18 protein-coding genes and 1 riboswitch are annotated in these 16,813 nt (G+C 67.1%); of the genes, 8 read left to right on the forward strand and 10 right to left on the reverse strand.

What is annotated here, in order from left to right; translation table 11 throughout:
* Positions 1 to 57: 57 nt before the first annotated feature.
* Complete coding sequence (locus EET10_RS23345; RefSeq protein WP_036393661.1) at positions 58 to 462, reverse strand: cold-shock protein; 405 nt, start codon at positions 460 to 462, stop codon at positions 58 to 60.
* A 162-nt stretch (positions 463 to 624) separates the two neighbouring features.
* Between EET10_RS23345 and EET10_RS23350 the strand changes: the two genes are divergently transcribed.
* The 4 genes from EET10_RS23350 to EET10_RS23365 all read left to right on the forward strand — a co-directional run bounded on the left by EET10_RS23350 (position 625) and on the right by EET10_RS23365 (position 3,839).
* Positions 625 to 1,029, forward strand: a complete 405-nt coding sequence (locus EET10_RS23350) for a YccF domain-containing protein (protein WP_036393664.1) — start codon at positions 625 to 627, stop codon at positions 1,027 to 1,029.
* On the forward strand, positions 1,026 to 2,111 hold the full coding sequence (moaA, locus tag EET10_RS23355) for a GTP 3',8-cyclase MoaA (RefSeq protein WP_036393668.1): 1,086 nt from the start codon (positions 1,026 to 1,028) through the stop codon (positions 2,109 to 2,111). Before EET10_RS23350 ends, moaA begins: the two co-directional genes overlap by 4 nt.
* Before the next feature lie 16 nt (positions 2,112 to 2,127).
* Positions 2,128 to 2,406, forward strand: a complete 279-nt coding sequence (locus EET10_RS23360; protein ID WP_036393671.1) for a MoaD/ThiS family protein — start codon at positions 2,128 to 2,130, stop codon at positions 2,404 to 2,406.
* A gap of 208 nt (positions 2,407 to 2,614) precedes the next feature.
* Positions 2,615 to 2,837, forward strand: a riboswitch (cyclic di-AMP (ydaO/yuaA leader).
* Between the two features lie 9 nt (positions 2,838 to 2,846).
* Positions 2,847 to 3,839 carry a transglycosylase family protein gene (locus tag EET10_RS23365; protein ID WP_122502539.1) on the forward strand — a complete coding sequence of 331 codons (993 nt, stop codon included), beginning with the start codon at positions 2,847 to 2,849 and terminating at the stop codon, positions 3,837 to 3,839.
* Between the two features lie 8 nt (positions 3,840 to 3,847).
* Here EET10_RS23365 and EET10_RS23370 read toward each other — a convergent pair whose 3' ends face one another.
* Genes EET10_RS23370 through EET10_RS23385 form a run of 4 tightly spaced genes read right to left on the reverse strand, consistent with a single transcriptional unit; the run spans position 3,848 to position 5,454 of the window.
* The gene (locus tag EET10_RS23370; RefSeq protein ID WP_036393674.1) at positions 3,848 to 4,273 is read right to left on the reverse strand and encodes a molybdenum cofactor biosynthesis protein MoaE; all 426 of its coding nucleotides are present in this window, start codon (positions 4,271 to 4,273) and stop codon (positions 3,848 to 3,850) included.
* A complete protein-coding gene (locus tag EET10_RS23375) occupies positions 4,270 to 4,755 on the reverse strand; it encodes a MogA/MoaB family molybdenum cofactor biosynthesis protein (RefSeq protein ID WP_063468098.1) in 486 nt (161 codons plus the stop codon). Before EET10_RS23375 ends, EET10_RS23370 begins: the two co-directional genes overlap by 4 nt.
* Positions 4,752 to 5,243: a cyclic pyranopterin monophosphate synthase MoaC gene (moaC, locus tag EET10_RS23380; RefSeq protein ID WP_036393679.1), complete on the reverse strand. Its 492-nt coding sequence runs from the start codon at positions 5,241 to 5,243 to the stop codon at positions 4,752 to 4,754. Before moaC ends, EET10_RS23375 begins: the two co-directional genes overlap by 4 nt.
* 10 nt (positions 5,244 to 5,253) lie before the next feature.
* Positions 5,254 to 5,454, reverse strand: a complete 201-nt coding sequence (locus EET10_RS23385; RefSeq protein ID WP_099188535.1) for a hypothetical protein — start codon at positions 5,452 to 5,454, stop codon at positions 5,254 to 5,256.
* A gap of 71 nt (positions 5,455 to 5,525) precedes the next feature.
* Here EET10_RS23385 and EET10_RS23390 point away from each other — a divergent pair, with 71 nt between their 5' ends.
* Positions 5,526 to 7,802 (forward strand): helicase-associated domain-containing protein, encoded by a 2,277-nt coding sequence (locus tag EET10_RS23390; protein ID WP_122502540.1) that lies wholly within the window; start codon positions 5,526 to 5,528, stop codon positions 7,800 to 7,802.
* A gap of 43 nt (positions 7,803 to 7,845) precedes the next feature.
* On the forward strand, positions 7,846 to 9,495 hold the full coding sequence (locus tag EET10_RS23395; RefSeq protein WP_083134920.1) for a DNA repair helicase XPB: 1,650 nt from the start codon (positions 7,846 to 7,848) through the stop codon (positions 9,493 to 9,495).
* Positions 9,496 to 9,557: 62 nt separating this feature from the next.
* On the opposite strand, the gene EET10_RS23400 is transcribed toward EET10_RS23395, so the two are convergent.
* Both EET10_RS23400 and EET10_RS23405 read right to left on the reverse strand, forming a co-directional pair.
* Positions 9,558 to 10,703, reverse strand: coding sequence for a thiolase family protein (locus tag EET10_RS23400; protein WP_122502541.1), 1,146 nt, complete (start codon positions 10,701 to 10,703; stop codon positions 9,558 to 9,560).
* 67 nt (positions 10,704 to 10,770) lie between these two features.
* Complete coding sequence (locus tag EET10_RS23405; RefSeq protein WP_036393690.1) at positions 10,771 to 11,184, reverse strand: Zn-ribbon domain-containing OB-fold protein; 414 nt, start codon at positions 11,182 to 11,184, stop codon at positions 10,771 to 10,773.
* Between the two features lie 197 nt (positions 11,185 to 11,381).
* Between EET10_RS23405 and EET10_RS23410 the strand changes: the two genes are divergently transcribed.
* The gene (locus tag EET10_RS23410) at positions 11,382 to 11,675 is read left to right on the forward strand and encodes a putative quinol monooxygenase (RefSeq protein ID WP_036393928.1); all 294 of its coding nucleotides are present in this window, start codon (positions 11,382 to 11,384) and stop codon (positions 11,673 to 11,675) included.
* Positions 11,676 to 11,714: 39 nt separating this feature from the next.
* Here the strand turns inward: EET10_RS23410 and EET10_RS23415 are convergent, their stop codons facing one another.
* Entirely contained in the window at positions 11,715 to 12,698 is a 984-nt protein-coding gene (locus EET10_RS23415; RefSeq protein ID WP_036393692.1) for an LLM class F420-dependent oxidoreductase, read from the reverse strand.
* A gap of 21 nt (positions 12,699 to 12,719) precedes the next feature.
* On the reverse strand, positions 12,720 to 13,256 hold the full coding sequence (locus tag EET10_RS23420; protein WP_036393694.1) for a TetR/AcrR family transcriptional regulator: 537 nt from the start codon (positions 13,254 to 13,256) through the stop codon (positions 12,720 to 12,722).
* A 76-nt stretch (positions 13,257 to 13,332) separates the two neighbouring features.
* Here EET10_RS23420 and EET10_RS23425 point away from each other — a divergent pair, with 76 nt between their 5' ends.
* Complete coding sequence (locus EET10_RS23425) at positions 13,333 to 14,544, forward strand: FAD-dependent monooxygenase (RefSeq protein ID WP_036393699.1); 1,212 nt, start codon at positions 13,333 to 13,335, stop codon at positions 14,542 to 14,544.
* 123 nt (positions 14,545 to 14,667) lie between these two features.
* Here EET10_RS23425 and EET10_RS23430 read toward each other — a convergent pair whose 3' ends face one another.
* Positions 14,668 to 16,812: a 3-hydroxyacyl-CoA dehydrogenase NAD-binding domain-containing protein gene (locus EET10_RS23430; RefSeq protein WP_036393701.1), complete on the reverse strand. Its 2,145-nt coding sequence runs from the start codon at positions 16,810 to 16,812 to the stop codon at positions 14,668 to 14,670.
* Position 16,813: the final 1 nt, after the last annotated feature.

Consider the following 16,813-nt stretch of genomic DNA (forward strand, 5'->3'; position numbering starts at 1 on the left):
CCACCGCGCGACGTCGACGGCGGATGGCCGCGTCGGCAGCATCGGGTGCCGGCGCGGTTAGGCGTCCAACTCCCGCGCCACCGCCTTGACCACCTCGGAGACCCGCCGAGCCGTCTTGCGATCGGGGTAGCGGCCCTTGCGCAGCTCAGGCTGCACCGTGCTCTCCAGCAAGGTGATCATGTCCTCGACCATGCCGTGCAGTTCATCGGGACTGTGTTTGTGCTCGACCGCCTCGCGGCGCGTGCGAGCCAGGCTCGGTGGCGGGTCGATCAGCTTGAGGCTCAGCGCCTGCGGTCCGCGCCGCCCGGACGCGATCCCGAACTCCACGCGTTGCCCCGCTTTGAGTCCCTCGACACCCGCCGGCAACGCCGAGGAACGGACGTAGACGTCCTCGCCGTCCTCCTGCGACAGGAAGCCGAACCCCTTTTCGGAGTCGTACCACTTCACCTTGCCGGTCGGCACTGCTCTCACCTGCTTGTCTGACGGATCGCTGGGCATTCCACACCAAGAAGCGCCCCGCATGCGCAGGACGCAATGACGATCTCAGATCCTACTCGGATCGTCGCCCGCCGAGCATCCGTGTTTACCCGTACTGAGTAGGCTGTCACTACCGCTGGAGGAGATATGCGCCTGATCCTGAACGTTATCTGGCTGGTGTTCGGTGGCCTGTGGCTGGCCATCGGGTACCTGGTCGCGGCATTGGTCTGTTTCCTGCTCATCGTCACCATTCCGTTCGGCTTCGCGGCCCTGCGCATCGCGTCGTACGCGTTGTGGCCGTTCGGCAGGACGATTGTCGACAAGCCGAGCGCCGGGACCGGGGCACTGCTGGGTAACGTCATCTGGGTGCTGCTGTTCGGTATCTGGCTGGCAATCGGGCATGTGGTCAGCGCGGTGGCGATGGCCGCCACGATCGTCGGTATTCCGCTGGCCCTGGCCAATCTCAAACTGATCCCGGTGTCGTTGGTGCCGTTGGGCAAAGAGATCGTTCCCGTCGGTGCGCCGGCTCGAATCGAACGCGTGACCGCATGACGGTGACGGCGCTGGGCGTTCCGACGGTGCGTGGCCGGTTGCCGGAGTCAGCGGCCCCGCCGGACGCCGCTCCAGTGGAAGGCCCGTTGCTGGACAGCTTCGGCCGGGTCGCCACCGATCTGCGGGTTTCCCTGACCGACCGCTGCAATCTGCGGTGCAACTATTGCATGCCGGCGCAGGGCCTGGACTGGCTGCCCGGGAATCAATTGCTGCGACCCGAAGAGCTGGGCAGGCTGATCCATCTCGCCGTCACCCGGCTCGGGATCACCAGCGTGCGGTTTACCGGCGGCGAGCCGCTGTTGGCCCGTCACCTGGAAGAGGTCGTCGCCGTAACGGCCGGCCTGCGGCCTCGTCCGGAGATCTCGTTGACCACCAACGGCGTCGGACTGGCGCGGCGGGCAGCTGCCCTGGCCGGCGCGGGCCTGGACCGGGTGAACGTGTCTCTGGACAGCGTGGACCGCGCCCATTTCGCGGCCATCACCCGTCGGGACCGGCTCACCGACGTGCTGGACGGCCTGGCCGCCGCCAAGGATGCCGGCCTGACGCCGGTCAAGGTGAACGCCGTGCTCGACCCCGCCACCGGCCGCACGGATGTCGTCGCACTGCTGCGCTTCTGCCTGGAGCACGGCTACCAACTGCGAGTCATCGAGCAGATGCCACTCGACGCGGGCCACCAATGGCGCCGTAACGCCGCGCTGAGCGCCGACGACGTGCTGGCGGCGCTGCGCCCGCATTTCCGGCTGCGGCCCGACCCGACGCCGCGAGGTTCGGCACCCGCCGAGCTTTGGCTGGTCGACTCGGGCCCGGACACGCCGACCGGGAAGTTCGGGGTCATCGCCTCCGTCTCGCACGCCTTCTGCTCGACTTGCGACCGCACCCGACTTACCACCGACGGTCAGATCCGCAGCTGCCTGTTCTCCGGCGAGGAGACCGACTTGCGCGGCTTGATGCGCGGCGGGGCCGATGACGACGCGATCGAGCGGGCATGGCGGAACGCGATGTGGCGCAAGCCAGCCGGCCACGGCATCAACGATCCCGATTTCGTGCAGCCCGACCGTCCGATGAGCGCCATCGGTGGCTAACTCGACGGCGAACTCGATGGCGAACTCGACGGCAGATGCCATCGGGATTCACGTGACCGTCCGCTACTTCGCGGCGGCCCGGGCGGCCGCCGGTATCGAGTCGGAAACAATCACGTTGCGGCCCGGCGCCACGGTGGGCGAATTGGTCGACGGCCTGGCCGCACGCAACACTGGACTGGCAGCGGTGTTGGGCCGATGCTCCTATCTGCGCGACGGTATTGCCGTCCGAGACGACACCACACCGTTATCCGCCGGCGACACGGTTGACGTACTCCCCCCTTTCGCCGGGGGCTGACCCTTGTGAGATATCTCACGTAACGGAACGATAACAAGCCGGACACGACATGGTGTCGGGTGTTATGACCTGCGCAAATAGGCGCGCTTCCTGGGCTTTTGGCGGGCTTCTGTGAGCAAAACGCCGGCTCACCTCACACGTGACGAGATCGGCTGAAACCGCTACCGTCTCCGAAGGCTCGTCAACGAACCACTGACTTGCCCACCCCGCCTACCACGCGCCGAGCTCCATCCAGTAGGTGAGGGGTTCCGACCGCGGATGGAGGCGGGGGACCCACCAGGTCCGCCGAGATCGGACCGGGGCCGGTTTACGGCCCTTGGGGTGAAGCCGACGTCGTCTCACCGGAGTACGACGCTGGCCGGGTGACCTCTCTGGTTTTGAACCAACCCGAACCCGACAGCTGACCTCGCAGGCGTGTACAGAGAGGAATCACCGAGCGTATGAGTGGACGTCACCGTAAGCCCACGACATCAAGTGTCAGCGTCGCCAAGATCGCCTTTACCGGCGCCGTGCTTGGTGGCGGCGGCATCGCCATGGCCGGTCAGGCCAGCGCAGCCACCGATTGGGAATGGGACCAGGTAGCCCGTTGCGAGTCCGGCGGCAACTGGGCGATCAACACCGGCAACGGCTACTACGGCGGCGTGCAGTTCACCCCGGGCACCTGGGCCTCCCACGGCGGCGGCGAGTTCGCCCCGTCGGCCCAACTGGCCACCCGGGAACAGCAGATCGCCGTCGCCGAGCGAGTACTGGCCACCCAGGGCCGCGGTGCCTGGCCGGTATGCGGTCACGGGCTGTCGTCTGCCACTCCCCGCGACGTCCCCGCTCCGGCCGCGATGGACGCGCCTGTCGATGCGCCGGATGTCAGCGGCGAACCGGCCCCGCTGGCCGACGCCCCGCACCCCGCGGACGTCGCGCCGCCGGCCGACCCGGCACCCGAGGTGCAATTCGCCGGAAATGAGCTGCCGGCTCCCCAAGCACCCGCCGAGCTGACGGCACCCGCCGACCTGGCGCCCGCACCCGCCGACCTGCCCCCGGCACCCGCCGACCTGGCGCCCGCCCCGGCCGACCTGCCCCCGGCACCCGCCGACCTGGCGCCCGCCCCGGCCGACCTGCCCCCGGCCCCGGCCGACCTGCCGCCGGCCCCCGCTGACTCGACCCCACCGGCCGACCTGCCGCCGGCCCCCGCCGATTTGACCCCACCGGCCGACCCGGTAGCGCCCGCCCCGGAAGCGCCGGCAGTCGTCGACGCAGCCTTGCCACTTTCCGACCCGGCCGACGCGCCCCCGCCGGCTGAGACCGGCAACGCACCGGTGGAAATCCACCAGGTCGAGACCGTCGCCTACACGAAGAAACTGTGGCAGGCGATTGTGGGGCAAAACGTCAGCGGAAATGACGCGCTGGACGCGCTCGCGCAACCGACCGTCATCGGCTGAGGAACGGTTCAGGCTGAGCCCACCCATTCTTCGGAACCATCGCCGAAGAACTGGTGCTTCCATACCGGTAACCGCTGCTTGATGGAGTCCACCAGCTGCGCGCAGGTGGCGAACGCGGCCTGTCGATGATCGGCGGCGACGGCGGCCACCAGGGCCGCCTCCCCCACCTGTAGGGCCCCGATCCGGTGACTGGCCGCCACCGCGCGCACCCCGGTGGAGTTCTTCGCGACCTCGGCTAGCACGTCGGCCAGAACCTGGGCGGCTGACGGATGCGCCGAATACTCCAGCCGCACCACCTCCCGTCCGCCGTCGTGGTTGCGGACCACTCCGACGAACCCGACGACCGCTCCGGCCGCGTGATGGCTCACCAGACCCTCATGCTCGGCCAGATCGATCGGTTGGTCGGTCAGCGAGGCGCGCAGGACCTGCGTCATCGCCGGTGATCTTGGCCGGCGAGTTGGTCGAGTGCATGATCCACCACGTCGGCGAGCACGCCGAGGCCGTCGCGAACCCCGCCGGGTGAACCCGGCAGGTTGACGATCAACGATTGGCCCGCGACGCCGCACACCCCGCGCGACAACACCGACGTCGGAACCTTCGGCAGGCCCGAGCGACGGATCGCGTCAGCCAAGCCGGGGATGACGAAATCCAGCACCGCCACGGTCTGTTCCGGGGTGGTGTCGGTCGGCGAGATACCGGTGCCGCCGGACGTGATGATCAGGTCGACCCTCGCCTCGACGGCGTTGTGCAGCGCCTCACCGACCGGGTTCCCGTCGGCGACCACCTCCGGCTCGACGGGCGGAAACCCGCGCTGCGCCAGCCATTCGGTGATGATGGGCCCGCATTCATCGGTATAGACGCCCGACGATGCGCGAGTCGACGCGATGATGACCCGGGCAGAACGCGCGCCGGTCACCGCTGCCAGCTTCCGCTACGGCCGCCCTCTTTGCGGAGCACGCGGATGTCGTCGATCCGGGCGGCCGGGTCCACCGCCTTGATCATGTCGTAGAGCGTAAGAGCCGCCACGCTCACCGCGGTCAGCGCCTCCATCTCGACCCCCGTTCGATCGGTGCTGCGAACCGTTGCGGTGATCTCGACGTCCGACTCGCCGACGGTGAAGTCGACGTCGACACCGGTGAGCGCGAGCTGATGGCACAGCGGAACAAGGTCGCTGGTGCGCTTGGCCGCCATAATGCCCGCCACCCGTGCGGTCGCCAGCGCGTCACCTTTGGGTAGGCCCCCGGTGGAGATCAGCGCCACCACCTCCGTCGAGGTGCGTAAGGCGCCGGCAGCGACGGCCGTGCGCCGGGTGGCCGACTTGTTCGTCACGTCGACCATGTGCGCGGCTCCTCGCTCATCCAGGTGCGACAGTCCGCCCGAGTGCAAGTCGGACCCCCTGGCCATCGGCGGAGTCCTATCTGTTGACGACCGTCACCGGATGGAGGTACGGGAGGTCATCGGCGGCCAGCGGGAACGCCAGCTCACCGAAGGGTGATAACGCACCCGTGCGGTCGGTCACCAGTTCGCTTACCGCATGATCGTCCGGGTCGGTGGTCGGCCAGCCGTTGTCCACGTACTTGGTTTTGCGCGCCTTGCCGTCAGCATTGTCAGCCACGGCACCCATTCTGACAGGTCTTCCTCCCGTCCGCGGCGCAAGGTCGCAGGTCGGGCCTACGCTGATCAGCAATGCCTGAGCAAGCCCCGACCGAACACACCCCGGAGATCCCGCTGGGGTCCTGGCTGGCCGACTTACCCGACGAGCGGCTCATCCAGCTGCTGGAGTTTCGTCCGGATCTGGCACAGCCGCCACCTGGCAGCATCGCCGCACTCGCCGCGCGCGCCCAGGCCCGGCAGTCGGTAAAGGCCGCCACCGACGACCTCGACTTCCTGCGGCTGGCGGTGTTGGACGCCCTGCTGGTGCTGCAAGCCGACACCGCGCCCGTACCGATCGCCAAGCTGCTGTCGTTGATCGGCGACCGCGCCGGCGAAGCCGACCTGGCCGATGCGCTGGCCGACCTCAAGCAACGAGCCCTGGTCTGGGGCGACAGCGCGGTGCGAGTCGCCGCCGACACCAGCACGGCGCTGCCGTGGCACCCGGGCCAGGTCACGCTCGAATACGGCTCATCCACCGGGGACCAGATCGTCGAGCTGATCGCCGGGCTCGACGAGGCCCAGCGCGACGTGCTGGAGAAACTCGTCGAAGGATCCTCGATGGGACGCACTCGCGACGCCGCACCCGGTGCTCCTTCCGACCGCCCGGTGCCCCGGCTGCTCGCCGCGGGGCTGCTGCGGCGCGTCGATGCCGAGACCGTGATCTTGCCCCGCCAAGTCGGGCAGGTGCTCCGCGGCGAGGAACCCGGTCCGACGCAGCTGACCGCGCCCGATCCAGTCGTGTCCACCACCGCGCCCGGCGACGTCGACGCCGCGGCCGCCGGAGCCGTCATCGACCTGCTGCGCGAGATCGACGTCCTGTTGCAGAACCTGAGCGCCACACCGGTTCCCGAGCTGCGCACCGGCGGGCTCGGAGTCCGTGAAATCAAGCGGCTGGCCAAGGCAACCGGGATCGACGAACCACGTCTGGGTCTGATCCTCGAGGTGGTGGCCGCGGCCGGGTTGATCGCGGGCGGCATGCCCGAGCCGCTGCCATCTCACGGCGAAGGCCCCTATTGGGCGCCGACGCCGGCCGCCGACCGGTTCACCGACATGTCCGCGGCCGAGCGGTGGCACCTGCTGGCCCGCACCTGGCTCGACCTGCCGGGCCGGCCGGCGCTGCTGGGCAGCCGCGGTCCCGACGGCAAACTGTATGCCGCCTTGAGTGATTCACTGTTCTCGACGGCGGCGCCGCTGGATCGGCGCCTGTTGCTGGGTATGCTTGCCGAGCTGCCGGCCGGCGCCGGTGTCGATGCGGCAACGGCCTCGGCAGCCTTGATCTGGCGTCGCCCGCGTTGGAGCCGGCGATTACAGCCCGGGCCGGTCGGGGATCTGCTGACCGAAGCCCACGCGCTGGGCCTGGTGGGCCGCGGAGCGATCAGCACGCCCGGCCGCACGCTGCTCGACGACGCTCGGGACGCCGGGGACCCCGCCGTCGTAATCGACGCGATGACCCGGGCACTGCCCAAGCCGATCGACCACTTCCTGGTCCAAGCGGACCTGACCGTCGTGGTACCGGGTCCGCTGCAACGCGAACTCGCCGATCAGCTGGCCACGGTCGCCATCGTCGAATCGGCCGGCACGGCCATGGTGTACCGGGTCAGCGAGCAATCCATCCGGCACGCGCTCGACGTCGGAAAGAACCGCGACTGGATGCACGCGTTCTTCGCCGGCCACTCCAAAACACCGGTGCCACAGGGACTTACCTACCTGATCGACGACGTCGCACGCCGTCACGGGCAACTGCGAATCGGCATGGCCGCGTCATTCGTGCGGTGTGAGGACCCCGCACTGTTGGCCCAGGCCGTGGCCGTAGCCGGGGACCTGCAGCTGCGGGCGCTGGCGCCGACGGTGGCGGTGTCACCTGCGCCCGTCGCCGAGGTGCTGACGGCGTTGCGGCACGCGGGCTTTGCCCCGGCCGCCGAAGATTCCACCGGCGCGATCGTCGACGTCCGGCCGCGCGGCGCCCGCGTACCCGCACCGAACCAACGTCGGCCCTACCGCCCGTCGCCACGGCCCAGCAGCGAGACGCTGCACGCGGTGGTCGCGGTGTTGCGTAAGGTCACGGCGGCGCCGTTCGGCAACATCCGCGTCGACCCGGCCGTCGCCATGTCGCTACTGCAGCGCGCGATAAAGGACGAGGCGACGATGTTGATCGGCTACCTCGACGCCGCCGGCGTGGCCACCCAGCGGGTGGTGTCACCGATCGCCGTCCGCGGTGGGCAGCTGATGGCCTTCGACTCGTCGACGGGGAAGCTACGCGACTTCGCCATCCATCGCATCACCTCGGTGCTGTCGGTCGACGACCGATAATGGAACACATGACCCGACCACCCGATTGCCGCGGAGCGCGCTTGTGACCGACGGGCCGTTGATCGTGCAGTCCGACAAGACGGTGCTGCTCGAAGTCGACCATGACCTGGCCGGTGCCGCACGCGCCGCCATCGCGCCGTTCGCCGAGTTGGAACGCGCACCCGAGCATGTGCACACCTACCGGATCACCCCGCTCGCGTTGTGGAATGCCCGCGCCGCCGGACACGATGCCGAACAGGTCGTCGATGCGCTGGTCAGTTTCTCCCGCTACGCCGTGCCGCAGCCGCTGCTGGTCGACATCGTCGACACCATGGCCCGCTATGGGCGGCTGCAACTGGTCAAGAATCCCGCACACGGCCTGACCTTGCTCAGCCTGGACCGTGCCGTGCTCGAGGAAGTGCTGCGCAACAAGAAGATCGCACCGATGCTCGGCGCCCGGATCGACCAGGACACCGTCGTCGTGCACCCCAGCGAGCGGGGCAGGGTCAAGCAACTGCTGCTCAAGATTGGTTGGCCCGCAGAAGATCTCGCCGGCTACGTCGACGGTGAGGCGCATCCGATCAGTCTGCACCAGGATGGCTGGCAGCTGCGCGATTACCAGCAGATGGCCACGGACTCGTTCTGGTCCGGCGGCTCCGGGGTGGTGGTTCTGCCGTGCGGCGCGGGCAAGACCCTGGTCGGCGCGGCCGCAATGGCCAAAGCCCAGGCCACGACGCTGATACTGGTCACCAACATCGTGGCCGCGCGGCAGTGGAAGCGCGAGCTGGTCGCCCGCACCTCGCTGACCGAGGACGAGATCGGCGAATACTCCGGAGAGCGCAAGGAGATTCGGCCGGTCACCATATCGACGTATCAGATGATCACCCGTCGCACCAAGGGCGAGTATCGGCATCTGGAGCTCTTCGACAGCCGCGACTGGGGGCTGATCATCTACGACGAGGTGCACCTGCTGCCGGCTCCGGTGTTCCGGATGACCGCCGACCTGCAGTCCAAGCGGCGCCTCGGCCTGACCGCCACGTTGATCCGCGAGGACGGCCGCGAGGGCGACGTGTTCTCGCTCATCGGCCCGAAGCGCTATGACGCGCCATGGAAAGACATTGAAGCCCAAGGCTGGATCGCGCCGGCCGAATGCGTCGAAGTTCGAGTGACGATGACCGACAACGAGCGGATGCAGTACGCGACGGCCGAGCCCGAGGAGCGCTACCGGCTGTGCTCGACCGTGCACACCAAAATCGCTGTGGTCAAGTCGATTCTGGACAAACACCCGGGCGAGCAGACCCTGGTCATCGGCGCTTACCTGGATCAGCTCGAGGAGCTGGGCGCCGAGCTGAACGCTCCGGTGATCCAGGGATCGACCAGAACCACCGAACGCGAGGCGTTGTTCGACGCCTTTCGCCGCGGCGAGATCTCGACGCTAGTGGTGTCCAAGGTGGCCAACTTCTCCATCGACTTGCCGGAAGCCTCTGTGGCGGTTCAGGTCTCGGGCACTTTCGGTTCGCGTCAGGAAGAGGCGCAGCGGTTGGGCCGGCTGCTGCGGCCCAAGTCCGACGGCGGCGGCGCCATCTTCTACTCGGTGGTGGCCCGCGATAGTCTCGATGCCGAATACGCCGCGCACCGGCAGCGGTTTTTGGCCGAGCAGGGCTACGGCTACATCATCCGCGACGCCGACGACCTGCTGGGCCCGGCAATTTAGGCCGAGGAGACGCAAAAGGCCCCGAAAACCGCGGTTTTCGGGGCCTTTTGCGTGTGCTCGCGCTAGGTCGAAAGGATGGTGGCCGAGGCGGTGCCGGGGGCGCCGTATACCTGCGCCAGGCCGACGCGCGGATTGCCGGGCACCTGACGCTCGCCGGCCTCGCCGCGCAGCTGACGCACCAACTCGTGCATCTGGCGCAGCCCCGACGCTCCGATCGGCTCACCGTTGGCGATCAGCCCGCCGTCGGTGTTGACCGGCATCGAGCCATGGATCTCGGTGGCGCCGTCGGCGACCAGCTGCTCCTGCTCGCCGTCGGCGCACAGGCCCGTCTCGGCCATGTGGATGACCTCGGCGCCGGCATCGGTGTCCTGCAGCTGAGCGACGTCGACGTCGTCGGGCCCGATCCCCGCAGCCTCGTAGGCTGCCCGGGCCGCGTACACCGTCGGTGAGGCGTCCTCGTCCAGCGGAGCCGATGTGGCGTGCACTTCGTAGGCGCCGTAGCGGCGGGTGCGAATCTCGCAGGCGCGCACGTACACCGGTTTGTCGGTGAACTTGTGCGCCATGTCGGCGCGGCACATGATGACCGCGGCGGCGCCCTCGTCGGGCGCACAGAACATGTACTGGGTCAGCGGGTAGTTGAGTACCGCCGAGTTGAGGATCTCTTCTTCGGGAATTGCCTTGCGACGAAAGGCATTCGGATTAATAGCACCGTTACGGTAGTTCTTGGCGGCGACCTTGGCCAGGGTCGCCCGAGAGATGTTGTGGTCGTGGAGATACTTATTGGCTTTCATGCCGAAGAATTTGGTGGTGACGAACTGGCCGTTCTGCGCATACCACTGCGGCAGCGCGAGTTTGGCCGGGTCGTCGGTGAAGGCACCGCGCGGGTGCTTGTCCATGCCGATGGCGATGCCGATGTCGTACTTGCCCAGCCGGATGGTATCTGCGGTCTGCTGGATGGCACTGGCGGCGGTGGCACAGGCGTTGAACACGTCGGTGAACGGAATGCCGGTCAGCCCGACCAGCCGGGTCACCGCGTCGGGGTTGGACACCTCGTGGCTGCCGCCGAAGCCGAACTGGATGTCCTGCCATTGCACACCGGCGTCGGTCAGCGCGGATCGGATGGCTTCGGCGCCCATCTGCATCGCGGTCTTGTCGAACCTGCCGAACGGATGCAGGCCCACCCCGATGATCGCCACATCATTGGTCATCTTGGGCTCCTTTGTCATTGATGCCGGCGACCCGCTTCACCCGGCTTCGCCGCGCTCGCGATCGCCACTAGACCGGCTGGAACGCGAACGTCATGATCTCGTCGCCGTCGGCGTCCGTCGTCAACGGCACCATGGTCAGTTCGACCTCCTGGCCGAATTGCAGCTTGGCCGGGTCGTTTTCGGTCAGCCGGCCCTCGACTCGGATCAGGTCGCCCAGCTGCACCAGGCCCATGCCGAACGGCACGAAATCCGTGCCGGTCGGCCCGGCATAGGGAGGCCCGGGCGGGAACCCCTGGGTGGTCCATGCCACGAGGGTGCCGCGGCGCGGCAACAACACCTCGCCCATGTCCGCACCGCTGCACCGCGGACACCACTGCTGCACCGGGAAGGTCGTGGCACCACAGTCACCGCAGCGGCTCCCGATCAAGTGCGGGCCGTCGTTCGGCCAGGTCGAGATGTCGGGGGCCAGTGCTTTCGGCATCGCGGGATCCTTCGTCGTCGGCCGCAGAATAAGAGGCTTTACCAAACAGTACAACAGTATTCGAGAAAACCGGAAATACCATTCTCATCGCCGTGCAGCGTTGGTTTTACCCGCCGCTGCCGCCGGCGACCCGCCGTGGCGCTATCTTCTTGAGATCGCCCCTACCAGCCAAACTCAACCTAGGCGAGGACACCACGATGCCGATCACCGTGATACTTGAACTCCGGCTAAAGCCCGAAGCAGTGCCGGCGGCGCGCGAGGTCATGAGCCGGGCACTGCAAGACACCCGAGCGTTCGACGGCAACCTCGGTACCGACGTGCTGGTCGATCAGGACGACGAAGCCCACTGGCTGATCTACGAACTCTGGGACACCGTCGAGCACGACGAGGCCTACCGCAGATTTCGCGCCGGCGAAGGCCGGCTGACGGAGCTTCCGCCGCTGCTCGCCGCGCCTCCCGTCAAGACCAGGTACACGACTACCGACATCTGACGGCGAACCGGCCCAGTTACCGGTGCGGCATCAAGGCAATCAACTCAGCGCCGGAATCACCTCACGTTCGAAAAGCTCGATGCCCGAACGGTCGTAGGCGGCCTCGGGGAAATAGCAGATGGCGTAGTGACACCCCAGGTCGCGGGTCTTGGCCAGCTGCTCGATCACCTGTTCCGGCGTGCCCGTCGCCGCATCCGAAAGGTTGCCGACCATCGAATCCACAAGGGTCTCAGGCACATAGCCGACCAAGCGGTCGTGAACCCGCTGCAACCGGTCTTTGACATCGGTGTCGGAGGCGCCGACGACGGCGGTGAAGTTGGCCGACCGAACGATGGCGTCGAAGTCGGTGCCCAGGTCTCGGCAGTGCTGCGCCAGCAGCTCCGACTTGCGGGCGAATGCGGTGGGCTCCGGCGTGAAGTTGGTGTACTGGGCGTACTTCGCCGCGATGCGCAACGTGACCTTTTCCCCACCGCCGGCAATCCATAGCGGAATACCGCCGTCTTGCAATGGCTTTGGCGTTACTACCGCCCCATCCACCCGGTAGTGCTCGCCGCTGAAAGTCACCTTGCCGTCGCGCCAGGCGTCCCGCATGATCTGCACGCCCTCGTCCAGCCGCGCCAACCGTACCCTGGCCGACGGAAACCCGTAACCGTAAGCGCGCCATTCGTGTTCGTACCATCCGGCGCCGATGCCCATCTGAATCCGCCCGCCGGAAATGATATCGGCGGTGGCCGCCACCTTGGCCAGGTAGACGGGGTTGCGGTAGCTCATCGCGGTGCACATCTGGCCCAGTTTGATCCGCGACGTGGTGGCGGCGTAGGCCGCCATCAGCGACCACGCCTCATGAGTGGCTTCATCGGTGGGCAGCGGGACGGTGTGAAAGTGATCGTAGACCCACAGTGAATCCCAGGCGCTGCCGTCGGCGTAGTTGGCTAAGTCGCGCATGACAGCCCAATGCTTTTCGGGCGGAATGCCGACCAGATCCATTCGCCAGCCTTGCGGGATGAAAAGTCCAAAGCGCATAGCTGGGACTTTAGCCCGGCGTCACACACCTAATGCGGCTAATGCCGCCTCCACCGAGCAAGTTCGCAACTCCAGGCGCGGCGCATCGGGAAACTGCAGACAACAGTCCTGCAATCCGCCGAATGCAAGCACCGCGCGAGCCGCCTGCGCGAGCGTGGGCATCGGGCCGAATACCAGCTTGCCGAGCCGCTCGCGCCAGCCCAGCACCGTGTCGATGAGCCCCAGATCGGCGAGCATCGTCAATTCGGCCGCCACCAGCATGAGGTCTTGGCGGTGCCGGTAGTGAAAATCGAAATAGCCCTCCAGCAACTCGCGGGCATCGCGGTCGCCACGGTTTTCCCGATCGGCGACGAACCGCTCACCCTCCTCGATCAGTGGCACCACGATGCTGCGCACCAGGTCTTCGCGGGAGCCGAAGTGGTAGTAGAGCGCGGGCTTGGTAATTCCCAACTCGTCGGCGATGTCTTGCAGGCTGGTTCGCTGCACCCCTTGGCGCAGGAAGAGCTCCCGGGCGACCTCCTGGATTCGTTGCCTGGTGTCCGACCTGGGCTTGGTCACGTCGCAAGGGTAACTGACTTAACGATTGGTAAGCACGGGTGTTAGCCTTACCGAACGTTAAGTAAGCGAGGAAGCTATGCGTATCTTGATCTCAGGCGCCAGCATCGCGGGCCCGGTCCTGGCGTACTGGCTCGCCCGGTACGGCTTTGACGTGACCGTGGTGGAACGCGCCTCGCAATTGCGAAAGACCGGCGGCCACGCCGTCGACCTGTTCCGGCCGGCCATGGAAATCTCGGCGAAAATGGGTGCATTGCCGCAAATCGAGGCACTGGCCACCGGAACCAGCCGATTAACGCTCTATCGCCAAGGCGCCCGATGTCCGGTGCGAGTCGACCTCACCAAGATCGTCGCCGCCGCGTCCGACCGGCACGTGGAGATCATGCGCGACGATCTGAGCGAGGTGTATTACCGCGCTGGCCGCGACCACGTCGAGTACCTGTTCGGCGACTGCATCACCGGCATATCTTGCGACGGCCTGGTCACTTTCGAGCACGGTAAGCCGCGCAGGTTCGACGTGGTGGTCGGCGCAGACGGGCTGCATTCGAATGTCAGGCGCCTGGCCTTCGGCGCGGACGCCGGACGGAGCCGGTTCCTCGGTGGTTACCTTGCGGTGCATTCGGTGCCGAAAACACTTGCCCGCGAAGGAGAGTCGATAGCTCACCTGGGCGCGGGCCGCGTCGCGATGATCTACACCGCGCGCCCGCTCGACGACGCTCGCGCATTGTTCCTGTTCCGCCGCAAGGAGCAACTACGCTATCACCACCGTGATGTCTTGCGGCAGAAGAAGTTACTGCGTGACGCGGTTGCCGGAATGCACCCGCAGGTGGACGTCTGGCTCGACGAGCTCGACCGCGCACCCAGCTTCTACTTCGACTCGATCACGCAGTTGCAGCTCGACAGCTGGTCGCGCGGGCGGGTCACCCTGGTCGGCGACGCCGGATACTGCCCGGGCCCGGCGGTCGGCGGCAGTACCAGCATCGCGGTGCTGGGCGCCTATATCCTGGCCGGCGAACTGGCCCGGTCGGGCGGCGATTACGCACGCGCGTTCGCCGGTTACGAACAGCAGATGGCGGATCCGGTCCGTCGCAGCCGCGGGTTCGCGCAGGCCATGGCCAAGAGCATCGTGCCGGGATCCACGGCGGGAGTGTGGGCGTTGACCCGCGGTGCGCAGTTAGTCTCACTGCTACCTGCGGGGCTTACCAGGACGGTCGCGAAGCTGAACACCAAGGGTGTGCGCCTGTATGACTCGATGCGGTTCAGGGAGTACAGCGAGCTCACCCGCAGTTAGCTGTTAGCGGGCGCCGAGGTGGGCGCCAAGGCCGCAGCGGGCGCCGAGCAGGGCGCCGAGCAGACGTAAAGGGCCCCGAAAACCGCGGTTTTCGGGGCCCTTTACGTCTGCTCGCGGCTGAAACTACGTCAGAGATTCCGGCGGCAGAAAGCGGTCGCCATACTTGGCGGCCAACTCCCTGGCACGAGCCACGAAGGCTTCTCTGCCAATACCCGCCGGTCCCTGGTAGCCGACGATAAACTGCGCGCTACCGCCGGTCCACGGCGGGTAACCGATGCCCATGATCGACCCGATGTTCGCGTCGGCCGTGGACGTCAGCACACCCTCGTCGAGGCATTTCTGCGTTTCCAGCGCCTCGGCGAACAGCATCCGGTCGATCATGTCCTGCAGCGGCGGTGCCGACGTCCCCGACGTGAACGTCTCCCGCAGGCCGGACCACAACCCGGATCGCTTACCGTCGACGTATTCGTAGAAGCCCGCACCCTTGAGCCGGCCGGACCGCCCGAGCTCGATCATCTTCTCGACGACCGCCTCGGCGGGATGCGGCTCGTAGGTGCCGCCGGCATCCTCCACACCCTTACGGGTAGCGGTCGCGATCTTGTGCATCAGCTCCAGGTTGAGCTCGTCGGAGAGCTGCAGCGGCGGGGCCGGGTAACCGGCCTGCGAACCGGCCTGCTCGATCGACGCTGGCTCCACGCCCTCGCCGAGCATCGCCAGCGCCTCGTTGACGAAGGTGCCGATGACTCGTGAGGTGAAGAACCCGCGGCTGTCGTTGACCACGATCGGGGTCTTGCCGATGGCCAGCGTGTAGTCGAACACCCGGGCCAGCGCCTCGTCAGATGTCTTCTCGCCCTTGATGATTTCCACCAGCGGCATCTTGTCGACCGGTGAGAAGAAGTGGATCCCGATGAAGTCTTCCTGCCGCTTGACACCGGTGGCCAAACCGGTGATCGGCAGCGTGGAGGTGTTGGACCCGAGGACCGCATTGGGCTCGACGATGTCCTCGATCTCCTGGAACACCTTGTGCTTGAGTTCCTGGTTCTCGAAGACGGCTTCGACCACGAAGTCGACACCCTTGAGGTCCGCGGGGTCACCCGTCGGGGTGATGCGCGCCAGCAGGGCATCGCTGCGCTCCTGCGTGGTGCGGCCCCGCTCCAGTGCCTTGGCCTCCAGCTTTTCGGAGTAGCCCTTGCCCTTCTGCGCGGCCTCCAAGCTGACGTCCTTGAGCACCACGTCGTAGCCGGCCTTCGCCGACACGTAGGCGATGCCGGCGCCCATCATGCCCGCGCCCAGCACCCCGATCTTCTTGATCGGGGTCTTGGCGATCCCGTCGGGACGCGACCCGCCGGCATTGATGGCCTGCAGGTCGAAGAAGAACGCCTGGATCATGTTCTTGGCGACCTGGCCGGTGACCAGCGAGGCGAAGTAGCGGCTCTCGATGCGGCTGGCGGTGTCGAAGTCCACCTGTGCGCCCTCGACCGCGGCGGCCAGGATGGCCTTCGGCGCCGGCATCGGTGCGCCCTTGATCTGCTTGCGCAGCAACGCCGGGAACGACGGCAGGATGGACGCCAATCCCGGGGACGACGGGGTGCCGCCCGGAATCTTGTAGCCCTTCTTGTCCCACGGCTGTTCGTGGGCGTCGGGGTTGGCCTTGATCCAGGCCTTGGCGGCGGGCACCAGCTCCTCGACCGTCGGGAGCACCTCGTCGATCAGCCCCAGCTCTTTGGCCTTGGCCGGCTTGAACCGGGTGCCCTGTGACAGCACGTTGACAAAAGCGTTCTGGATGCCCATCATCCGCACGGTGCGGGTGACGCCACCGGCGCCTGGCAACAGGCCCAGGGTCGCCTCGGGGAAGCCGAACTGCGACCCCTTCACGTCCGCCGCGATGCGGTGATGACAGGCCAATGCGATCTCCAGGCCGCCGCCGAGCGCGGCGCCGTTGAGCGCCGCCACTACCGGCTTGCCCAGCGTCTCCAGCGTGCGCAGCTGCCTCTTGACGGTCTCGACGGTGTCGAATACATCGCCGGCGTCCTCGGGCTTGGCCTGCACCATGGTCTTCACGTCACCGCCGGCGAAGAAGGTCTTCTTCGCGCTGGTGATCACCACGCCGGTGATCGAATCCGTTTCGGCGACAAGGCGATCCACGGCCTTGCCCATCGACTCGATGTAGGCCTCGTTCATCACGTTGGCCGACCCCGACGGGTCGTCCAGGGTCAGCGTGACAATGCCGTCGGCGTCCTTGTCCCACTGGATTGTATTGTCGGGCATA

It is taken from the genome of Mycobacterium pseudokansasii, from assembly GCF_900566075.1.
In the GTDB taxonomy this organism is placed as follows: domain Bacteria; phylum Actinomycetota; class Actinomycetes; order Mycobacteriales; family Mycobacteriaceae; genus Mycobacterium; species Mycobacterium pseudokansasii.